Below are 21,590 nucleotides of genomic sequence, written 5' to 3'. Positions count from 1 at the left end.
TTGGAATCAACAGGTTCAGCATGGAGGGTGCACAAGGGACATACGGCAGGTTTACCCCGGCCACACCCGCGCAGAGCTGCGGAGTATGGCCGGAACACGGCAAACCGTAGGGGAAATATAAGGCCTCAGCGGTCGATCCGGACCGTCACGCCCGCCAGTTGGTCCTCGACCTGACGGATGTCGGCGTCGACCATGATCTGCGCGAGCTCCGCGACCAGGACCGTCGGCTTCCAGCCAAGCAGGTCATGCGCCTTGGAAGCATCGCCGATGAGGGCGTCGACCTCGCTCGGGCGCTCGTACTTGGGGTCGTAGCGGACGTGCTCGGCCCAGTCGAGACCGGCGTGCGAGAAGGAGGACTCGACGAACTCGCGGACGGTCGCGGCCACGCCGGTGGCGACGACGTAGTCGGTGGGCTCGTCCTGCTGCAGCATCCGCCACATGGCGTCCACGTACTCGGGGGCGTAGCCCCAGTCGCGCACCGCGTCGAGGTTGCCGAGGTAGAGGTGGTCCTGGAGACCGGCCTTGATGCGGGCCACCGCGCGGGTGATCTTGCGGGTCACGAAGGTCTCCCCGCGGCGCGGGGACTCGTGGTTGAAGAGGATCCCGTTGACGGCGAACATGTCGTACGCCTCGCGGTAGTTCACCGTGGTCCAGTACGCGAAGACCTTCGCGGCGCCGTACGGGCTGCGCGGGTGGAACGGGGTGCCCTCGTTCTGCGGGGGCGGGGTGGCACCGAACATCTCCGAGGACGAGGCCTGGTAGATGCGGGTGTCGACGCCGCTGGCCCGGATGGCCTCCAGCAGCCGCAGCGCGCCGAGGCCGGTCACGTCGCCCGTGTAGAGCGGGGCGTCGAAGGAGACGCGGACGTGAGACTGCGCGCCGAGGTTGTAGACCTCGTCGGGGCGTATGTCGCGGAGCAGGTTCACGAGGGCGACGCCGTCGGAGAGGTCGGCGTGGTGCAGGACGAAGGACCGGTTGGGGGCCTGCGGGTCCTGGTAGATGTGGTCGACCCGCTCCGTGTTGAAGCTGGAGGACCGCCGCACGAGCCCGTGCACCGTGTAGCCCTTGGAGAGCAGGAGCTCGGCGAGGTAGGAGCCGTCCTGTCCCGTGACTCCGGTGATCAGTGCGGTCTTGCCCATGGGGTCCCCTTGCTGGTGGTTTCTGTCTGTCGTAGTGAGGCTGCGCCTCAAAGCGGGTGCGGAGCGGGCCGTCAGGCGTCGCACCGGGCGGCCCGGCCGCGGCCCGGGGGCCGGATTGCGTTACCGTACACGGCCCCTTGCGGGCTGCCCCGGCGGGGCGGATGCCCCTGCCCGAAGCGGACGCGGGCCGGGCCGGGCCCGGTTCCGGACGCCGCCGCGGCGGCGTCCGGGGCCGGGTCCGGGGCCGGGTCCCGAGCCGGGCCGAAAGCCGGCGCCGGTCCCGGCCCGCGGCCTGATCCCGAGCCGGTGGACCCCTGCCGGACCCGCGGGCGCGAACTGGCATCATCGGCGGTATGACAAGTTCGCAGCCGCTCCTGCCCCCGAACGCCCGCGTCTTCGTCGCGGGCCACCGCGGCCTCGTGGGGTCCGCGGTCGCCCGGCGGCTCACCGCCGACGGCCATGAGGTGCTGACCCGGGGCCGCGCCGACCTCGACCTGCGCGACGCCGCCGCCACGGGTGCGTACCTCAAGGACGTCCGCCCGGACGCCGTGGTGCTGGCCGCCGCCAAGGTCGGCGGGATCATGGCCAACAGCACGTACCCGGTGCAGTTCCTGGAGGAGAACCTGCAGATCCAGCTCAGCGTGATCGGCGGCGCGCACGCCGCCGGCGTGGGCAGGCTGCTGTTCCTCGGATCGTCCTGCATCTACCCCAAGCTGGCCCCGCAGCCCATCCGCGAGGACGCGCTGCTGACCGGCCCGCTGGAGCCGACCAACGAGGCCTACGCCCTCGCGAAGATCGCCGGCATCGTCCAGGTCCAGTCGTACCGCAAGCAGTACGGGGCCTCGTACATCTCGGCGATGCCGACGAACCTCTACGGTCCGGGCGACAACTTCGACCTGGAGACCTCGCACGTCCTGCCGGCGCTCGTCCGGCGCTTCCACGAGGCCGCCGCCGAGGGCCGCGACGAGGTCACGCTGTGGGGATCGGGCACCCCGCGCCGGGAGTTCCTGCACGTGGACGACCTGGCTGCGGCCTGCGCCGTGCTGCTGAACTCCTACGACGGCGACGAGCCCGTCAACATCGGGTGCGGCGAGGACCTGACCATCAAGGAGCTGGCCGAGACGGTCGCCGAGGTGACCGGCTTCCGCGGCAGGCTCGCCTGGGACACGTCCAAGCCGGACGGGACCCCGCGCAAGCTGCTGGACGTGAGCCGCCTGACGTCGCTCGGCTGGAAGCCCGGCGTCCCGCTGCGGGACGGCATCGCCGCCACGTACCAGTGGTGGCGCGAGCAGAGCTGATCGCACAGGCGGCCCAGGTTCCTCAGTACGCTCCGCGACCGTCGACGACGGCGCGGAGCGTGCGGCCCATGACGTCGACGTCACTGGTGAAGGACCAGTTGTCGACGTACTGCAGGTCGAGCTGGATCGTTTCGTCCCAGGACAGGTCCGACCTGCCGCTGATCTGCCACAGTCCCGTCATCCCGGGCCGTACGGTGAGCCGGCGCAGCTCGACCTCGTCGTACTTCGCCACCTCCTCCGGCAGCGGCGGGCGCGGGCCGACCAGCGACATGTGGCCGGTCAGCACGTTGATGAGCTGCGGGAGTTCGTCCAGCGAAGTGCGGCGCAGCAGCCGGCCCACGCGGGTGACCCGGGGGTCGCGGCGCATCTTGAACATCAGGCCGTCGTTCTCGTTCGACCCGGACAGATCGGCCTTGAGCGCGTCGGCGTCCACGACCATCGTGCGGAACTTCCACATGACGAACGGCGCGCCGTCGCGGCCGATGCGCCGCTGGCGGTAGAAGGCCGGGCCCCGCGAGCCGAAGCGGATGGCCAGGACGATCCCCAGGAAGAACGGGGAGAGCAGCAGCAGTCCGGCCGCGGCGCCCACCCGGTCCAGGGCCGACTTGAGCAGGGTCTGCACCCCGCGGCTGACGGGGGGCGCGACGCGCAGCACGGCGAGCCCGCCCGCGGACAGGGTCTCCAGCCGCTTGACGGAGACCTCCACCAGCCCGGGGAAGACCGCGAGTTCCAGGCCCGCATCGTGCAGGGCCCAGGCGATCCGGCGCAGCCGCTCCCCCGTGATCCGCACGCCGGGGGCGACGAGCACCAGGTCGGCGTGGTGGCTGGCGACGGCGCCGAGCACCGCCGCGGAGTCGCCGTTGGGGGCCTCGGGGGTCCATTTGTCGAGCCGGGCGGCCACGGGTATGCCGCTGGTGAGGGGCCCGGCGCCGACCGGGACCACGCCGACGACGACGTACGGGTGGTCGGTGCGGGCGGCGAGGTGCGCGATGACGTCCTCGGCCGCGTCGGGCTCGCCGACGACCAGGACCCGGCTGACGGCCTGGGCCTCGCGGCGGGCGGCCGAGAGGTGACGGTAGGTCAGCTTGTGGACGGCGACGGTGATGAGCAATGCGGGCAGCAGGGCCCCGAGGGCGGACAGCCGGGGGGTGGCCTCTTCGGTCACCACGCGGGCCACGGCCAGAACCCCGATGAGAATCAGCCAGTCGTGCACGACGGGCAGCACACCTCGGGACTCGCCGAGCGCCCGGGCCGCGTAGCGCCGGCGCAGCGCCTGTACCCCGGTCCACGCCACGGCGGCGGCCAGGGCGCAGTAGACCGGCCGGACCTGCTGCGCGGCGTCGAAGACGAGTCCTACGGGGATGGCGGCGCCGAGGAAGTCGGCGGCGATGGCGGCCGGGCGGTACCAACGGGCCTTGTCCCCGATGCGCCGTGCGGGCGCAAGGGACTCCCGGGCCGCTCTGGCCACTCTTTGCGCAGGAAAATGAACATGCCTCATGGGCCCCCCTGGCACGTGGTCTATGACAGTGGCAGGTGTCCATGGCTTCCCCTGGCTACGAACATCCGCCGCACCGGGAAACAGTACGACAAACACCCGTACGGTAAATGCCGTTTGGGTCAACGCAGCCGCTTGTTGCGCAAGTGTTAGCAACCGGTAGCAGGCGTTCCGTATGCCGGGCGGTGCAGGGACGCATCCGTAGGTGAATGCTCCGGATACCGGATACGTATCTTCGGACAACGAACCGTTTCCGGCCAACCTTTTGACGCGGCCCTGACATCTGACTCTGCGAGTGGCAATCTTCGACCGTTCATCGCACCAGCCCTGTTCTGCCCGGAGGCCCACCCAGCCATCCGGAACCCCCCTTGCAGAAGGAGTCTGCGTTGAGGTCCACCCCCCAGAGGCGTGCCACCGCGGCCGGCGCGCTCGTTGCCGCCGCAGCGCTGCTCGCCGTCGGCATACAGTCCGGCACCGCAACCGCCGACGCCACCGCGTCAAAGGCACCCAAGGCCACCCAGTCCAACCCGGGCGCGGCCAACCTCGTACTCAGCGCTTCGGAGCGTGCGACGCTCCTCGCCGAGGCCAACTCGACCACTGCGCAGGCCGCCAAGGCGCTCGGCCTCGGCAGCGGCGAGAAGCTCGTCGTCCGCGACGTGGTCAAGGACGCGGACGGCACCACGCACACCACCTACGAGCGGACCTACGACGGGCTCCCCGTCCTGGGTGGTGACCTCACCGTCCACGCCAAGGACGGCGTCACCAAGAGCGTGACCAAGGCGACGAACCACGAGATCAAGGTGGCGACCACCGAGGCCTCGGTCACCCCGGCGGCGGCCGAGAGCCAGGCCGTCTCCGTCGCGAACGCCGAGGGATCCAAGGAGGCCAAGGCCTCCAAGAACGCCCGCAAGGTGATCTGGGCGGCAGACGGCGTACCGGTCCTCGCGTTCGAGACCGTCGTCGGCGGCCTCCAGCACGACGGCACGCCGAACGAGCTCCACGTGGTGACCAACGCCAGGACCGGCGCCAAGATCACCGAGTGGCAGGCCGTCGAGACCGGCACCGGCAACACGATGTACAGCGGTCAGGTGACCCTGGGGACCAGCCAGTCGGGCAGCACGTGGAACCTGACCGACGCCGCGCGCGGAAACCACAAGACCTACAACCTCAACCGCGGCTCCTCCGGCACCGGCACGCTCTTCTCCGGCCCGGACGACGTCTGGGGCAACGGCCTGCCGGCCAACCTGGAGACGGCCGCCGCGGACGCCCACTACGGCGCCGCGGTCACCTGGGACTACTACAAGAACGTGCACGGCCGCAACGGCCTGCGCAACGACGGCGTGGCCCCGTACACCCGGGTCCACTACGGCAACGCCTACGTCAACGCGTTCTGGCAGGACTCCTGCTTCTGCATGACGTACGGCGACGGCGAGGGCAACAACAAGCCGCTCACCTCCACCGACGTGGCCGCGCACGAGATGACCCACGGCCTGACCTCGGTCACCGGCAACATGACCTACAGCGGTGAGCCCGGCGGTCTGAACGAGGCGACCTCCGACATCATGGCCGCCGCCGTCGAGTTCTACGCCAACAACCCGGCCGACGTCGGTGATTACCTGGTCGGCGAGAAGATCGACATCAACGGCGACGGCAGCCCGCTGCGCTACATGGACAAGCCGAGCAAGGACGGCTCGTCCAAGGACAGCTGGTACTCGGGCATCGGCTCCATCGACGTCCACTACTCCTCGGGTCCGGCCAACCACTGGTACTACCTGGCCTCCGAGGGCTCGGGCGCCAAGGTCGTCAACGGCGTGAGCTACAACTCGCCGACCGCGGACGGCCTGCCCGTCACCGCGATCGGCCGGGACGCCGCCTCGAAGATCTGGTTCCGCGCGCTGACCGTGGGCTACTTCAAGTCGAACACCAACTACGCCGACGCCCGCGTGCAGACGCTGAAGGCGGCCGCCGACCTCTACGGCCAGGGCTCGACGATCTACAACAACGTCGCCAACGCCTGGGCCGGCGTCGCCGTCGGAGGCCGTATCTCCAACGGTGTCACGGTCACCCCGATCGCCAACCAGAACACCGCCACCGGTGGCGCAGTGAGCCTGCAGGTCCAGGCCACCAGCACGAACCCGGGTGCGCTGAGCTACGCGGCGACCGGCCTGCCGGCCGGGCTGTCGATCAACTCCTCCAACGGCCTGATCTCGGGCACGGCCACCACCGCGGGCACGTCCAACGTGACCGTCACGGTGACCGACTCGCAGAACCAGACCGGCACCGCGGCGTTCACCTGGACGGTCGGCACCACGCAGCCGAACGTCTTCGAGAACACCACGGACTACCAGATCAAGGACAACGCGACCGTCGAGTCCCCGATCAGCGTGACGCGCACGGGCAACGCCCCGAGCGCCCTCAAGGTGGACGTGAACATCGTCCACACCTACGTCGGTGACCTGGTGGTCGACCTGATCGCCCCCGACGGCAGCGTCTACAACCTGCGCAACCGCACCGGCGGCAGCGCGGACAACATCGTCCAGCAGTTCACCGTGAACGCCTCCTCCGAGGTCGCGAACGGCACCTGGAAGCTGCGCGTCAGGGATGCCGCCAGCCTGGACACCGGCTACATCAACAGCTGGAAGCTCACCTTCTGACCCCACCGGGGTGAAGTGAACACCGGCTGAGCAGTGAGACCACGGGGCCGCCCGGGAGGAATCCTCCCCGGGCGGCCCTGTTCCATTGACCGGTGTCAGTGGAGGGCGCGGAGGATCGCGGTGAGGAAGTCCTCCTCCTGCTCCTCCTGCTCCTCTTCCTCTTCGTCACGGTTCTGGCTCTGGTCCGGGGCGCTCTGGTCCTGGCGCGGCTGGTCCTCGCGGCCCGGCCAGGTGCCATTGCCGCCATTGCCCCCGTTGCCGCCGTTGCCCCCGTTGTCGCCCCGGCCCGCGTCCTCGTCGTCCGCCGGCTTGAAGTAGACCGAGACGACCTCCACCTGCTTCGCCTTCGCCCCCGGCCGCAGCACCGTCTCCGCCTCGCCCTCACAGCTGCGGTTGTCGAAGAGGACCGCCAGCGACTCCGTCTCGTTGCGCACCTCGATGGCGGGCTCGTCGCGGGAGGTGCGCGTCAGCAGGTAGCAGGTGTCGTTGCCGGCGGGCCGGATCCGCCCGCTCCGCTGGGAGCCCGACGCGTCGAGGTAGGTGTAGTGCAGCGTGCCGAGGGCGCGTTCCTCGTGGTCGTCGGCCAGTGACGGGCCGGCGGTGGGCAGGGCGAGCGCGAGAGCGCCGACGAGCACGGCGGCGGTCGAGCGAAGACGCATGGGAGGTGTCCGTTCCTCGGGTTCCGCGGATGCCGGTCCGGTGGCACCCTCGGGCAGCGTAGGAGCGCGACCCACCGCCGGAACGTTTCCGCAGATCCTGTGCGGACGTGGTTCACCCATGAGGCCGGGCGGCGCGCACCCGCACCGCGCCGCCCGGCCCCACGAGGTCAGCGCAGGAGCACCCCGCCCCCCGCGTCCGTCTCCACCGGCGCCGCGACCAGGCCCAATTCGGCCGGGGTCGCCAGCAGCGGGTGCGCGGGCAGGATGCGCACCGTGTAGCCGAAGGGCCCCGTACGGTCGAGCGCGAGCGGACCCTCGTACACCCAGCGCCCCTCCAGATCGGGCCCCGCGGCCGGCTTGAGCGGGAAGCTCCGACCGTCCCGGATCACGTCCTGCGGGTCCACCCGCCCGGCGAAGGCGTGCACCTCCACGTCCTCGGGCGCGAGCGCGTCCAGCGCCACCTGCACGCGCAGGGTGAGGGTGGCGCCCAGCTCGGCGGTGCCGCCCACCGGGGCCTCGGCCAGCGTCTCCACGTGCTCGACGGAGATCCGCGGCCAGGCCGCCCGGACCCGCCCCTTCCACCAGGCGAGGTCACGCGCCGCCTCGGAGTCCAGGGCCCGGTGGGCGAGCGCGGCCGGCGTGTACAGCCGCTCCACGTACTCCCGGACCATCCGCCCCGCGAGCACCTTCGGTCCCAGCGAGACCAGTGTGCGCCGGACCATCTCGATCCACCGCACCGGGAGGCCGGTGCGCCCGGTCCGGTCGTAGAACCGGGGCGCGACCCGGTTCTCGATCAGCTCGTAGAGGGCGCTCGCCTCCAGGTGGTCGCGCCGGTCCTCGTCCGCGCCGAGCCCGTCGGCGGTCGGGATGGCCCAGCCGAAGTCCGGCTCGAACCACTCGTCCCACCAGCCGTCCAGCACGGACAGGTTGAGACAGCCGTTCAGGGCGGCCTTCATCCCGCTCGTCCCGCACGCCTCCAGGGGCCGCAGCGGATTGTTGAGCCAGACGTCGCAGCCCGGGTAGAGCTTCTGCGCCATGGCCATGCCGTAGTCGGGCAGGAAGACGATCCGGTGCCGCACCCGCGGGTCGTCGGCGAAGCGCACCAGCTCCTGCACGAGCCGCTTCCCGCCGTCGTCGGCCGGGTGGGCCTTGCCCGCCACGACGATCTGCACCGGCCGCTCCGGGTCCAGCAGCAGCCTGCGCAGCCGCTCCGGATCGCGCAGCATCAGCGTCAGCCTCTTGTACGAGGGCACGCGCCGGGCGAAACCGATGGTGAGCACGTCGGGGTCGAGTACGGAGTCCACCCAGCCCAGTTCGGCCGCGGCGGCCCCGCGCTGGTGCCACGAGGCCCGCAGCCGGTCCCGTACCTCCTGCACCAGCTGCTCGCGCAGCACCCGCCGCAGGTCCCACACGTCCTGGTCCGGGATGTCGGCGACCGCGTCCCAGCGGGGGGAGCCGCCCACCGACAGGGCGTCCTCGGTGCGGCCCGCGCCGATCTGGCGGGCGCCGAGCCGGATCACCTCGGGGGCCACCCAGGTCGGGGCGTGCACCCCGTTGGTCACGGAGGTGATGGGCACGTCGGCCGGGTCGAAGCCCGGCCACAGCCCGGCGAACATCTCCCGGCTGACCGCGCCGTGCAGGGTGGACACCCCGTTGGCGCGCTGGGCCAGGCGCAGTCCCATCACCGCCATGTTGAACACGCCGGGATCGCCGCCGGGGTACGTCTCGGCGCCCAGTTCCAGGATCCTCTCGACCGGTACGCCGGGCAGCTCCCCGCCCTCCCCGAAGTGCCGGGCGACCAGGGCCCGCTCGAAGCGGTCGATCCCGGCAGGGACGGGGGTGTGCGTGGTGAACACGGTTCCGGCGCGCACCGCCTCGACGGCAGCTTCGAAACCGAGGCCCTGCTCCCTCTCCAGTTCCCTTATGCGTTCGAGCCCGAGGAAGCCGGCGTGGCCCTCGTTGGTGTGGAAGACCTCGGGATCGGGATGCCCGGTGATCCGGCAGTACGCGCGCACCGCGCGCACGCCGCCGATGCCGAGCAGCATCTCCTGGAGCAGCCGGTGGTCGCTGCCGCCGCCGTAGAGCCGGTCGGTCACCTCCCGGGCCGGGGCGTCGTTGTCCTCGACGTCGGAGTCCAGGAGCAGCAGCGGTACGCGGCCGACGCGGGCCTGCCAGATGTGGGCGTGCAGCGTGCGTCCGCCGGGCAGGGTCAGGGAGACGCGGGCGGGGGTGCCGTCGTCCTGGCGGAGCAGGCCGAGCGGGAGTTCGTTGGGGTCGAGGACGGGATAGTGCTCCTGCTGCCAGCCGTCTCGGGAGAGCGACTGGCGGAAGTAGCCGTGGCGGTAGAGCAGGCCCACCCCGATGAGCGGGACGCCGAGGTCGCTGGCGGCCTTCAGGTGGTCCCCGGCGAGGATGCCGAGGCCGCCCGAGTACTGCGGCAGGGCGGCGGTGATCCCGAATTCGGGCGAGAAATAGGCGATGGCGGCGGGCAGTTCCGCGCCGTTCTCCTGGCTCTGGTACCACCTCCCGCCGTTGACGTAGTCATCGAGGTCGGCGGCCGCGACGGCGAGCCGCCGCAGGAACCGGCGGTCCGCGGCCAGTTCGGCGAGCCGGGCCGCGGAGACGGCACCGAGCAGCCGGACGGGATCGCCGCCGGCGGCCTGCCAGCCCTCGGGGTCGACGGATTGGAAGAGTTCACGGGTCTCGGAATGCCACGACCAGCGCAGATTGCGCGCGAGGCCGGTGAGCGGCAGCAGGGGTTCCGGGAGGACGGGGCGCACGGTGAATCGACGGATAGCCTTCACGTGTTCCACCTTCGCAGGGGATTACGGATCGGAGCGGCCACACCACGCTGTGCACCCGCGCATCACCCCGGGAAGGCTAGCGACGCCCGCGTGTTCCGGCCATGGGGCCTCGGGCGGGGCTCACCGGCCGGTACCGGGCCGGTCCGCCTCCAACAGGTCGTCCAGACAGGGCCGCAGCACCCGGGGCAGGGCGGCGCGGTCCATGGTGCGCAGCAGGGCGAAGGCCGGCTCCGCCAGGAAGCGGCTCAGGGCGAGCAGTGCGTGCAGGTGGGACTCCAGCACGCCGTGGTCCGTCTCCCGCACCGCGGCCCAGGCGAGCACGCCGCACAGGTAGCGGCCCACTTCGGGCGCCCAGGAGTCGGGCCAGTCCGCGATGTCCTCGGCGGCGCGCGACCGTAACCGGGCGTCGGCCGCGCGCAGCCAGGGTGCGTACTCCCTGGCCCGGGGGTCGGCGTCCAGGCGGTCCCACTCGGCGAGCTCCCGCGCGCCGGGACCGGACAGCAGCACCCGGGCCGTGCAGCCGGGGTCCAGCCGGTCCACGGCCCTGCCGTAGAACTCGATCCGCTCCAGCACCACCCACTCCCCGCCGGGGGTGCGCAGCCCGAGCCCGGTGTGCGGGGCCCCGCGCAGGCAGCGCACGACGACCCGGGTCGCGTCGCCGCTGGGCTCCGCCGGGCCGGATATCTGCAGCCTGGCCGCGCGGACGAGCAGTGCGGCCAGGGCCGGGGAGTCGGCGCTGCGGCCGGCGAGGCGGACCAGCGCGGTGTCGTCGAGGGCCGGTTCGACGGCCGGCAGCGCATCGATCTGCGCCGCCAGGGCGGCGGGGTCGTGCTCGCGGCCGACGGCGGCGGCGAGGGCTGCGGCCAGGTACCGCTCCTGGTCCGGACCCCAGGCGACGGACGCCGCCCGGCGCGCGGCCGCCTCCCGCATCCGCGGGTCGGCCGCACGCAGCCGGGCGCCGATCAGTTCGTGCAGTGCCTCCGAGTGCATGGGGCATTGTCCCCCGTACGGATGACAGGTGTGGACGGCGCGGGACCGCCCCGGAGGGTCCCGGAGGACTCGAACGTACCGTCGCCCGCAAGCCGTCCGGGGACGTCTTTCGGCCACATCCTGAAGGGTTTCCGGACCGCCGGCCGTTCCGCCTTCGGGGGTGGCGGGTCATTGTCCTCCGGGGCGGTCCGACCGTCCCTGCGGGAGGGGTCCGCGGGACCCTTGGGACGGGTGTTCCGCAGCCCGGACCCTTTGATTCCGGCCGACTTGACGAAGCCCCGCCGGATGTCGATCCGGCACCCGGTGACACCCGTGCCACTACGTACGAGTAGTTGACCGAGAGCGCGGATTGGGTTGGGCGAGACTGGGAAGGGCTCCCCGGGTACACGTCGCACACGAACGTCGTACACGCACGGCGCACCCGCCCACAAACCCTCTCCCCGCCACCCGAGTGAACGCGGACAGGAGCGGCCATGCCCGCAGCCCAGCCGTCCACTGAGCGGCTAGAAACAGAGCGAACAGAGCGTGCACTACCAGCCGTGATTCCGGCTGGCCTGTTGTCACCGAGCCCTGCGAACTGCCCCCAGGTGATCCCATCATGATCGGTCGCATTCCCGTGCTGGACGTCCGCCCCGCCGTCGACTGCGGCGCCAGACCCGCAAAGGCGGTCGTGGACGAGGTCTTCGAGATCTCCGCCACCGTGTTCCGAGAAGGACACGACGCCGTAGCCGCCCACCTCGTCCTGCGCGATCCGGGCGGGAGGCTGCGGGCCCCCGTGCCGCTGAGCGAGCTCGCCCCCGGAACCGACCGGTGGGGGACCAGGATCTCCCTCGACGCCGAGGGGAGGTGGACGTACACCGTCGAGGCGTGGAGCGATCCGGTGGCCACCTGGCGGGCCCACGCCGCGATCAAGATCCCCGCCGGGATCGACACCGGGCTGATGCTGCTGGAGGGCGCGGAGCTCTACGAGCGGGCCGGGGCCCGGATCCCCAAGCGCGACGGGCGCGAGGCCGTCCTGGCCGCCGCCTGCACCATGCGTGACGAGGACCTGCCCGCCGCCGAACGGTACGAGGCCGCCCTGAACCCCGCCGTGGACGCCGCGCTGGCCAGGCGTCCGTACCGGGAGCTGGTCACTGCCTCCAAGCCCCTGCCGCTCCTGGTGGAGCGCAAGCGGGCCCTCTTCGGCTCCTGGTACGAGATGTTCCCGCGTTCGGAGGGCGCCGTCCTGGAGCCCGGCGAGGCTCCGGTCAGCGGGACCTTCCGGACCGCCGCCGAGCGGCTGCCGGCGATCGCCGCGATGGGCTTCGACGTGGTCTACCTGCCGCCCGTCCACCCGATCGGGTCCACCTACCGCAAGGGGCCGAACAACACGCTTTCCGCGGGGAGTTGGGATCCCGGAGTGCCGTGGGCGATCGGCTCCACGGAGGGCGGGCACGACGCTGTCCACCCGGAGCTCGGCACCATGGAGGACTTCGACGCCTTCGTCGGGCGCGCCCGCGAGCTGGGCATGGAGATCGCGCTGGACTTCGCGCTGCAGTGCTCCCCCGACCACCCGTGGGTGGAGAAGCACCCGGAGTGGTTCCGCCACCGCGCCGACGGGACGATCGCGTACGCCGAGAACCCGCCGAAGAAGTACCAGGACATCTATCCGATCCACTTCGACACCGACATGGCCGGCATCGTCGAGGAGACCTGCCGGATCCTGCGGCACTGGATGGACCACGGCGTCCGCATCTTCCGGGTCGACAATCCGCACACCAAGCCGGTCGTCTTCTGGCAGAAGGTGATCGCGGACATCAACAAGTCCGACCCGGACGTGATCTTCCTGGCGGAGGCCTTCACCCGGCCCGCGATGATGCGGGCGCTCGCCGCCGTCGGCTTCCAGCAGTCCTACACGTACTTCACCTGGCGCAACACCAAGGCCGAGCTGACCGAGTACCTGACCGAGCTGGCCGCCACACCCTCCGCCTCGGTCATGCGGCCGAACTTCTTCGTGAACACCCCGGACATCCTGCACGAGTACCTGCAGCACGGCGGCCGCCCCGCCTTCGAGGTGCGGGCCGTCCTCGCCGCCACCCTCTCCCCCGCCTGGGGGGTGTACGCCGGCTACGAGCTCTGCGAGAACACCCCGGTGCGGGAGGGCAGCGAGGAGTACCTGAACTCCGAGAAGTACGAGTTCCGGCCACGCGACTGGGCCGAGGCCGAGCGCACGGGCGCCACGATCGCCCCGCTGATCACCTCGCTGAACCGGATGCGCCGCCGCAATCCCGCTCTCCAGCAGTTGCGCGACATCCACTTCCACTCGACCGACAACGAACAGGTGATCGCCTATTCGAAGCATGCCGGAGCCAATTCCGTACTGGTGGTCGTCAACCTCGATCCGCACCACACCCAGGAGGCGACGGTGTCGTTGGACATGCCGGTACTCGGCCTCGACTGGCACGGGTCCCTCGCGGTGCGCGACGAGCTCACCGGCGAGACCTATCACTGGGGCAGGGCGAACTACGTGCGCCTAGAGCCGGGCCGCGCGCCCGCGCACGTACTGGCCGCTCTGCGACCGTCCCCGCCCACCGGAGGGTCACCCACCACATGATGATCAACGATCCCGTCCACGACACCTTCGAGGACACCCCCGCCAAGGACCGCGATCCCGACTGGTTCAAGCGGGCGGTCTTCTACGAGGTCCTCGTCCGCTCCTTCCACGACAGCAACGGCGACGGCGTCGGGGACCTGAAGGGACTCACCAGCAAACTGGACTACCTCCAGTGGCTCGGTGTCGACTGCCTCTGGCTGCCGCCGTTCTTCGCCTCACCCCTGCGCGACGGGGGCTATGACGTCGCCGACTACACCTCCGTGCTCCCCGAGTTCGGCGACCTCGCCGACTTCGTGGAGTTCGTGGACGCCGCGCACACCCGCGGCATGCGGGTGATCATCGACTTCGTCATGAACCACACCAGCGATCAGCACGAGTGGTTCCAGCAGTCGCGCAAGGACCCGGAGGGGCCGTACGGCGACTACTACATGTGGGCCGACAACGACAAGCAGTACCAGGACGCCCGCATCATCTTCGTCGACACCGAGACCTCGAACTGGACGTACGACCCCGTACGCAAGCAGTACTACTGGCACCGGTTCTTCTCCCACCAGCCGGACCTCAACTACGAGAACCCGGCCGTGGTGGAGGAGATCGTCTCCGCCCTGCGGTTCTGGCTCGACCTCGGCATCGACGGCTTCCGCCTCGACGCCGTGCCCTACCTGTACGCCGAGGAGGGCACCAACTGCGAGAACCTGCCCCGCACCCACCAGCTGCTCAAGCGGGTCCGGGCCGAGATCGACGCGCACTACCCGGACACCGTGCTCCTCGCCGAGGCCAACCAGTGGCCCGAGGACGTCGTCGACTACTTCGGCGACTACGCGAAGGGCGGGGACGAGTGCCACATGGCCTTCCACTTCCCCGTCATGCCGCGCATCTTCATGGCCGTACGAAGAGAGTCCCGCTACCCGGTCTCCGAAATCCTGGCCAAGACCCCGGCGATCCCGGACCGCTGCCAGTGGGGCATCTTCCTGCGCAACCACGACGAGCTCACCCTCGAAATGGTCACGGACGAAGAGCGTGACTACATGTACGCCGAATACGCCAAGGACCCGAGGATGCGGGCCAACATCGGCATCCGGCGCCGGCTCGCCCCGCTCCTGGACAACGACCGCAACCAGATGGAGCTGTTCACCGCCCTGCTGCTGTCGCTGCCCGGCTCGCCGGTCCTCTACTACGGCGACGAGATCGGCATGGGCGACAACATCTGGCTGGGCGACCGCGACGGCGTCCGCACGCCGATGCAGTGGACCCCGGACCGCAACGCCGGTTTCTCCTCGTGCGATCCGGGCAGGCTGAACCTGCCGGTCATCATGGACCCGGTCCACGGGTACCAGGTCACCAATGTCGAGGCGGCCATGGCGTCGCCCTCCTCGCTGCTGCACTGGACCCGGCGACTGATCGAGATCCGCAAGGCGAACCCGGCCTTCGGACTCGGCTCGTACACCGAACTGCCGTCGTCGAACCCGGCGGTGCTCGCGTTCCTCCGCGAGTACGGGGACGACCTGGTGCTGTGCGTGCACAACTTCTCGCGCTTCGCGCAGCCCACCGAGCTGGATCTGCGGTCGTTCAACGGGCGGGTCCCGGTGGAGCTCACGGGTGATGTGCGCTTCCCGCCGATCGGCGAGTGGCCGTACCTGCTGACCCTGGCGGGCCACGGCTTCTACTGGTTCCGGCTGCGGACCGAACAGCGCGTCGACAAACGCGCGAAGTAGCGGCCCGAAAACGGGGCGGGCAGCTCGAATGGGTCAATCGCCCGCCCTGTACGGACCATCCTGACCCGACACTCGCACATGCCGGAGAAGCAACTGCCGCGCATCCGGGACACTCTGCGCATTCTGTGACGGCCCGGGGAAAGGACGCGACGCCATGTCGGAGGCTGCATCCGCCCGGAGCCGGCTGACGGCCGACCGGGCCGCCGGGATCGCTCCGCTGGAACCGATGCTGAGGGCCTGGCTGCCCGCACAGCGCTGGTTCGCGGGCAAGGGCCGCACCATCAGCAGGCTCAGGACCGTCTCGGCGGCCGAGCTGCTGCCGCCGGGATCCACTCCCGGACTGCTGCACCTGCTCCTCGATGTCGACGGGGACTGCTACCAACTGCTGCTGGGCATCAGGCCGTCCCTGCCGCCCGCCCTCGCACCCACCCTGATCGGGCACGCCGAGCACGGCCCGTACGCGGGCCGGGCGGTCTACGAGGCGCTCGGCGATCCCCGGCTCGCCGCCATGCTGCTGGAGCGGCTGCGCTCCCCCGGCGCCCTCGGGCCGCTGCGCTTCGACCGGGACCCGGCCTCGCCGATCCCGGCGGGACTCACGCCCAGGCCGCTCTCCGGGGAGCAGACGAATTCCTCTCTGATCTACGGAGATTCGTTCATCCTGAAGGTCTTCCGGCGGGTCGGGCCCGGGATCAACCCGGACCTGGAGCTGCCCCGGGCGCTGGCCGCGGCCGGCTGCACCCGGGTGCCGGCACCCGTCGCCTGGTACGAGGCCGAGCCGCCCGGCAGCGAGCCGCTGACCCTGGGCGTGCTCCAGCCGTACCTGCGCGGCTCCGACGACGGCTGGCAGCTCGCGCTGCGCCGGCTCGGCGCCGGGGCCGACTTCACCGCCGAGGCGCACGCGCTGGGCCGGGCCACCGCCGAGGTGCACAGCGCGCTGGCCGCGGCGCTGCCCACGGTCGCTCTGGGCCCGGAGCAGACCGCCCGGCTCGCCGCGGGAATGACGGCGCGGCTGGCCGCGACCGCCCGTGAGGTGCCCGCACTGCGGCCCTACGAGGCGGGGCTGCGGGGCGCCTTCGACGCGCTGGCCGCCTCCCGGGGAGCGGGCGTCCCCGCCCAGCGGATCCACGGGGACCTCCATCTGGGGCAGACCCTGCGCACCCTCGACGGCAGCTGGTCGTTGATCGACTTCGAGGGCGAGCCGGCCCGGCCGCTGGCCGACCGGCGCCGTCCCGAACCGGCGGTGCGCGACATCGCCGGGATACTGCGTTCCTTCGACTACGCCGCCCGCTCGCACCGGCCGTTCGCCCCCGCCTGGGCGGACGACTGCCGGGCCGCGTTCTGCGAGGGCTACGCCCGCACCACCGGCCGGGACCCCCGCGAGGACCCGGTACTGCTGCGCGCGTACGAGACCGACAAGGCGGTGTACGAGGCCCGCTACGAGTCCCGGCACCGCCCCGACTGGCTGCACGTCCCGATGGCCGCGATCCGGCGGCTCTCGGAGCCCGTGCGGCCCGCCCACCGCGTACCGCCCACCCCGCCCGCCCCCGGCTCCATCTCCCCGCACCCCCACCCGAAGCCCCCGAGGAGGCCGCTCGCGTGAGCGCCGCACGACAGCCGTCACCGACCGTCCGCGACGAAGCCGCACCCGCCCCGGCGGCGGCGAAGAAGGCCCGCGCTCCCCGGGCCCGCCGTGCCACCCCTTCGCACGGCGTCCGGCCGGCGCCCCCACTCGGAGCCGACGAACGGGCCCGGCTGCTGGAGGGCCGCCACCACGATCCGCACGCGGTGCTGGGGGCCCGTGCCCAACGGGGCGGGGTGGCCTTCCGGGTGCTGCGGCCCCACGCCAAGGCGGTCACGATCGTCGCCAAGGGGCTGCGGGCCGAGCTCGTCGACGACGGCGACGGACTGTTCTCGGGGCTGCTGCCGCTGGCCGGGGTACCGGAGTACCGGCTGCTGGTCACGTACGACAGCGACGAGATCGAGGTCCACGACCCCTACCGGTTCCTGCCCGCGCTCGGCGAGCTGGACCTGCACCTGATCGGCGAGGGCCGCCACGAGCAGCTGTGGACGGCGCTGGGTTCCCAGCCGATGGAGCACCAGGGCGTCACCGGGACCCGGTTCACGGTGTGGGCGCCGAACGCCCAGGGGGTCCGGGTCAGCGGGGACTTCTCGTACTGGGACTCCGTCGCCTACCCGATGCGCTCGCTCGGCTCGACGGGCGTGTGGGAGCTGTTCCTTCCCGGGGTGGGCGCCGGAACGCTGTACAAGTACGACATCGCCCGGCCCGACGGCAGCCACACGCTGCGCGCCGACCCGATGGCGCGGGCCGCGGAGGTGCCCCCGGCGAACGCCTCGGTGGTCACGGCCTCGCAGTACGAGTGGCAGGACGCGCAGTGGATGGCCGAGCGCGGGGCCCTGCCCCCGCACCAGGCCCCCCTCTCGGTGTACGAGGTTCACCTGGCGTCCTGGCGGCCCGGGCTCTCCTACCGGCAGCTCGCCGAGCAGCTGCCCGCGTACGTCAAGGAGCTGGGCTTCACACACGTGGAGCTGATGCCGGTCGCCGAGCATCCCTTCGGCGGCTCGTGGGGCTATCAGGTCACCGGCTTCTACGCGCCGACCTCGCGGATGGGCACCCCGGACGACTTCCGTTTCCTCGTGGACGCGCTGCACCGGGCCGGGATCGGGGTGATCGTCGACTGGGTGCCGGCGCACTTCCCGCGCGACGACTGGGCCCTCGCCGAGTTCGACGGGCGCCCGCTGTACGAGCACCACGACCCGCGCCGGGCCGCGCACCCGGACTGGGGGACGCTGGAGTTCGACTACGGCCGCAAGGAGGTCCGCAACTTCCTCGTCGCCAACGCCGTGTACTGGTGCGAGGAGTTCCACGTGGACGGCCTGCGCGTGGACGCCGTGGCCTCGATGCTCTACCTCGACTACTCGCGCAACGAGGGCGAGTGGACGCCCAACGAGCACGGCGGCCGGGAGAACCCGGACGCGGTGGGCTTCCTCCAGGAGATGAACGCGACCGTGTACCGGCGCTGCCCGGGGGTGGTGACGATCGCGGAGGAGTCCACGGCCTGGACGGGCGTGACCCGGCCGACGGACTCCGGCGGGCTCGGCTTCGGCCTGAAGTGGAACATGGGCTGGATGCACGACACCCTGCGCTACATGTCGAAGGAGCCGGTGCACCGCAAGTACCACCACCACGACATGACCTTCGGGATGATCTACGCCTTCAGCGAGAACTACGTGCTGCCGATCTCGCACGACGAGGTGGTGCACGGCAAGGGATCGCTGGTGTCGAGGATGCCCGGGGCCGACTGGTGGCAGCAGCGGGCCTCGCACCGGGCGTACCTGGGCTTCATGTGGGCCCATCCGGGCAAGCAACTGCTTTTCATGGGGCAGGAGTTCGCCCAGGGGTCGGAGTGGTCGGAGGCGCACGGGCCGGACTGGTGGCTGCTGGACACCTCCTACTCGGCGGCCGGCGACCACCGCGGCGTACGCGACCTCGTGCGCGACCTGAACCGCACGTACACGGCGACGCCCGCCCTCTGGGAGCGGGACACCGTGCCGGAGGGCTTCGCCTGGGTGGAGGCCGATGCCGCGGAGGACAACGTCTTCGCCTTCCTCCGGTACGCGCAGGACGGCTCGCAGCTGCTCGCGGTGTCGAACTTCTCGCCCGTGGTCCGGCACGGCTACCGGATCGGGGTGCCGGAGGAGGTGCCGCTGTGGCAGGAGGTGCTCAATACCGACCATGAGGTCTACGGCGGCAGCGGCATCCACCACGCGCAGCCGCTGCGGCCGGATCCGGTGCCGGCGCAGGGCCGTCCGGCGAGCCTGCGCATGACCCTGCCGCCGCTGGCGACGGTCTGGTTCCGGCCGCAGGACTGAGATCCATGGGCCGGGGCGGCGGGCCGGGGCGCCGGCCGCCGCCCCGGGGCTCAGGCCGGGGCCAGCTGCTCCTCCAGTTCCTGGAGCAGCTTGCGCTTGGCCCGGGCCCCGACCATCTGCTGGACGGGCTCGCCGTCACGGAAGACGAGCAGGGTCGGCATGGACAGCACCCCGTACCGCGTGACGGTCCCCGGGTTGGCGTCCGCGTCGATCTGCACGACCTTGAGCCGGTCGGCCTCCTCGGCCGCGATCGAGGAGAGCACGGGTGCGAGCTGGCGGCAGGGGCCGCACCAGTCCGCCGTGAACTCCACGAGGACGGGCCGTCCCCGCTCCCCGAGGACCTCCGCCTCGAAATCCTCGTCGGTCACTTGCGCCACACCGTGAGCCTTCATGTCCCCATCCCTCTCATCCGGTCATCTCGCACTTCGGCACGGCCTCCTCGCCGGCCGCCCGTTCCGCGTCGGCCAACTGCCGCCCGAGCTGCTCGCGCACGTCGGCCAGCTGGCCGATCAGGCCGTCCAGCTCGGCGAGCTTGCGCCGGTAGACGGCGAGCGAGGCGGGGCAGGAGTCCCCGGCCGGGTGGCCGGCCCGCAGGCAGTCCACGAAGGGCCGGGTCTCCTCCAGCTCGAAGCCGAAGTCCTGGAGCATGCGGATCTGGCTCAGCAGCCGCAGGTCGTCCTCGTCGTAGGTCCGGTAGCCGTTGCCGGCCCGCCGCGCGGGGAGCAGCCCGCGCGACTCGTAGTACCTCAGCGTCCGGGTGCTGGTCCCGGCCCGCTCCGCCAGTTCGCCGATGCGCATGGACCGACCGTATTCCTTGACGCCGACGTCAAGGCAAGGACCGGACCCTCGCCCCCCCCGGTGGGCGAGGGCCGCCGAAAGGGATCACGGAGGAGGTGGATGGCCGGTTCACACATGGTGGGGAGCGTGTGAAGGCGCTTGCCTCGACGGACGTTGGCTGGAACCGTACTCACGGAAAGGATCTACGGAGTCGCCGATTACCGGACAGTCGCCCGAAAAACCGACGAAAGCCCTTAACTTCATAGGACGTTCCTACGAGGTATGGGCTTGTTTGTTTGGTCTGTAGGCGCCACAGCCTGGCCACTTCTACGGTGTGCGGTGTGCACTCCAGCCCGCCTTTCAATGCCCCCGCCGCGCGTCGCCTGCGCGCGGCCCTGGGCATGGCTCCCGGTCATGTCGCCTATGGCCTGCGCGCCCAGTACGGACTCGTCGTCGCGCCCGAGACCGTGATGGCCTGGGAGCGTGGCGAGATATCACCCTCTTCGGCCGAGGTCACGGCCCTCGCGGGCGTGCTGTGGTGTGCCCCCGGCGAGCTCCTCGCCGAACCGGTCACCCTGCGGGAGCACCGGGTCGCCCGGGGCCTCGCCGCGGACGACCTGGCCCGGCGGATCGGCCTGGAGACGGGCTCGTACCAGAAGATGGAGGACACCGGCCGCTGGAAGGGCAACGAGCGGCAGTCCGCCGCCCTGGCCTCGGTACTGGGTCTGACGCTGGCCCAGTTCGTGACGGCGACCGGCAAGCACGAGGAACTGGCCGAACTGCTGCGCAGCGCGGTCACCACGCGCTGGCAGGCGTACGTGAAACCGCTGGGCAAGCTGCTGCCGATCCCCAAGCACCACCTGGAGCGGGTCCTGGAGCAGCTGCACGGGGACTACCAGTCGCGGATGGTGGCGACGCTCAGCTGGGGCGGCGGCCAGGGCGAGGCCGGCAGCGGCGACGCCGGCCGGGAGTTCCTCGTCGAGATCGTGGACCGGTTCTGGTACCTGGCGGGCGGTGCCGCCTAGGCGGCCTCGTGCGGATCAGGATCCGGATCCGGATCCGGATCCGGATCCTGGCCCTGCGGGCCGAGCCGGGTTCCGCAGCGGGAGCAGAAGCGGGCGTCGCGGTCGGCGGCCAGGCGTCCGCAGCCGTCGCAGACCAGGTGCAGCAGACAAGCAGGCTCGCCGGCTTCCGGGAGGACGGCCTCGGTGGGGCTCCGGCGGTGCGCGGCGGTGTAGGTCAGCCCCTCGGCGCCGGCCCGCAGGGCGCGCGGGGTGCCGGCGGGCAGCCAGGTCGCGCAGCCGGGGGTGAGCTCCACGGTGCGGCCCGGGGTGCGGATCTCGCCCGAGCCGGCGACGACCAGGAGCAGCGCGCCCGGGAGCGTCCCGGTGTCCTCTTCGACGACGGCTCCGGCGCGCAGCCGGACCAGGTTCGCGTCGAGGTCACGGCGGGGGTCGCCCAGGGCCCATACGACGCGCACCGGTGCGTCGCCGGGTTCGGCGGGCGGCGGGAGGAGGAAGACGGGCGTGCCCGGGACAGGGGTGTCCATGGCGCCTCCACGGCCGATCGGCTCAG

Annotated in this window: 15 protein-coding genes; 7 read left to right on the top strand and 8 right to left on the bottom strand. The window is 71.5% G+C overall.

The annotated features are described in order from the left end of the window. Positions 1-125 precede the first annotated feature (125 nt). Positions 126-1,139, bottom strand: coding sequence for a GDP-mannose 4,6-dehydratase (gene gmd / locus OG753_RS28790; RefSeq protein ID WP_327264529.1), 1,014 nt, complete (start codon positions 1,137-1,139; stop codon positions 126-128). Positions 1,140-1,492: 353 nt separating this feature from the next. On the opposite strand from gmd, the gene OG753_RS28785 reads away from it, so the two are divergent. After that, positions 1,493-2,437 carry a GDP-L-fucose synthase gene (locus OG753_RS28785; RefSeq protein ID WP_327264528.1) on the top strand — a complete coding sequence of 315 codons (945 nt, stop codon included), beginning with the start codon at positions 1,493-1,495 and terminating at the stop codon, positions 2,435-2,437. Positions 2,438-2,459: 22 nt separating this feature from the next. On the opposite strand, the gene OG753_RS28780 is transcribed toward OG753_RS28785, so the two are convergent. Beyond that, positions 2,460-3,935 carry a sugar transferase gene (locus OG753_RS28780; RefSeq protein ID WP_405790694.1) on the bottom strand — a complete coding sequence of 492 codons (1,476 nt, stop codon included), beginning with the start codon at positions 3,933-3,935 and terminating at the stop codon, positions 2,460-2,462. Between the two features lie 383 nt (positions 3,936-4,318). On the opposite strand from OG753_RS28780, the gene OG753_RS28775 reads away from it, so the two are divergent. Continuing rightward, entirely contained in the window at positions 4,319-6,586 is a 2,268-nt protein-coding gene (locus tag OG753_RS28775) for a M4 family metallopeptidase (protein WP_327264526.1), read from the top strand. Positions 6,587-6,681: 95 nt separating this feature from the next. Here OG753_RS28775 and OG753_RS28770 read toward each other — a convergent pair whose 3' ends face one another. From OG753_RS28770 to OG753_RS28760, 3 genes are all read right to left on the bottom strand, one after another. Next, complete coding sequence (locus OG753_RS28770) at positions 6,682-7,245, bottom strand: hypothetical protein (protein WP_405790692.1); 564 nt, start codon at positions 7,243-7,245, stop codon at positions 6,682-6,684. A 167-nt stretch (positions 7,246-7,412) separates the two neighbouring features. Further along, positions 7,413-10,049: an alpha-glucan family phosphorylase gene (glgP, locus tag OG753_RS28765; protein WP_327264524.1), complete on the bottom strand. Its 2,637-nt coding sequence runs from the start codon at positions 10,047-10,049 to the stop codon at positions 7,413-7,415. 120 nt (positions 10,050-10,169) lie between these two features. After that, positions 10,170-11,039, bottom strand: coding sequence for a hypothetical protein (locus OG753_RS28760; RefSeq protein WP_401273235.1), 870 nt, complete (start codon positions 11,037-11,039; stop codon positions 10,170-10,172). A gap of 598 nt (positions 11,040-11,637) precedes the next feature. On the opposite strand from OG753_RS28760, the gene OG753_RS28755 reads away from it, so the two are divergent. The 4 genes from OG753_RS28755 (at position 11,638) to glgB (ending at position 19,238) form a co-directional block, all read left to right on the top strand. Further along, entirely contained in the window at positions 11,638-13,632 is a 1,995-nt protein-coding gene (locus OG753_RS28755; protein ID WP_405790690.1) for a maltotransferase domain-containing protein, read from the top strand. Then, positions 13,629-15,347: a maltose alpha-D-glucosyltransferase gene (gene treS, locus OG753_RS28750; RefSeq protein ID WP_327264521.1), complete on the top strand. Its 1,719-nt coding sequence runs from the start codon at positions 13,629-13,631 to the stop codon at positions 15,345-15,347. The genes OG753_RS28755 and treS overlap by 4 nt, the downstream gene beginning before the upstream one ends. Before the next feature lie 154 nt (positions 15,348-15,501). After that, on the top strand, positions 15,502-16,947 hold the full coding sequence (locus OG753_RS28745; RefSeq protein ID WP_405790688.1) for a maltokinase N-terminal cap-like domain-containing protein: 1,446 nt from the start codon (positions 15,502-15,504) through the stop codon (positions 16,945-16,947). Next, the gene (glgB, locus tag OG753_RS28740) at positions 16,944-19,238 is read left to right on the top strand and encodes a 1,4-alpha-glucan branching enzyme (RefSeq protein WP_405790686.1); all 2,295 of its coding nucleotides are present in this window, start codon (positions 16,944-16,946) and stop codon (positions 19,236-19,238) included. Before OG753_RS28745 ends, glgB begins: the two co-directional genes overlap by 4 nt. Positions 19,239-19,288: 50 nt before the next feature. Here the strand turns inward: glgB and trxA are convergent, their stop codons facing one another. Beyond that, positions 19,289-19,630: a thioredoxin gene (gene trxA, locus OG753_RS28735; protein ID WP_405790684.1), complete on the bottom strand. Its 342-nt coding sequence runs from the start codon at positions 19,628-19,630 to the stop codon at positions 19,289-19,291. A 13-nt stretch (positions 19,631-19,643) separates the two neighbouring features. Next, positions 19,644-20,036 carry a MerR family transcriptional regulator gene (locus OG753_RS28730; RefSeq protein ID WP_383197128.1) on the bottom strand — a complete coding sequence of 131 codons (393 nt, stop codon included), beginning with the start codon at positions 20,034-20,036 and terminating at the stop codon, positions 19,644-19,646. 320 nt (positions 20,037-20,356) lie between these two features. On the opposite strand from OG753_RS28730, the gene OG753_RS28725 reads away from it, so the two are divergent. Beyond that, complete coding sequence (locus OG753_RS28725; protein WP_327264516.1) at positions 20,357-21,040, top strand: helix-turn-helix transcriptional regulator; 684 nt, start codon at positions 20,357-20,359, stop codon at positions 21,038-21,040. Here OG753_RS28725 and OG753_RS28720 read toward each other — a convergent pair. Beyond that, entirely contained in the window at positions 21,037-21,564 is a 528-nt protein-coding gene (locus tag OG753_RS28720) for a hypothetical protein (protein WP_405790682.1), read from the bottom strand. The genes OG753_RS28725 and OG753_RS28720 overlap by 4 nt on opposite strands. Positions 21,565-21,590: the final 26 nt, after the last annotated feature.

The organism is Streptomyces sp. NBC_00029, from assembly GCF_045160505.1.
In the GTDB taxonomy this organism is placed as follows: domain Bacteria; phylum Actinomycetota; class Actinomycetes; order Streptomycetales; family Streptomycetaceae; genus Streptomyces.
This window is presented reverse-complemented; position numbering and strand designations above follow the sequence as displayed.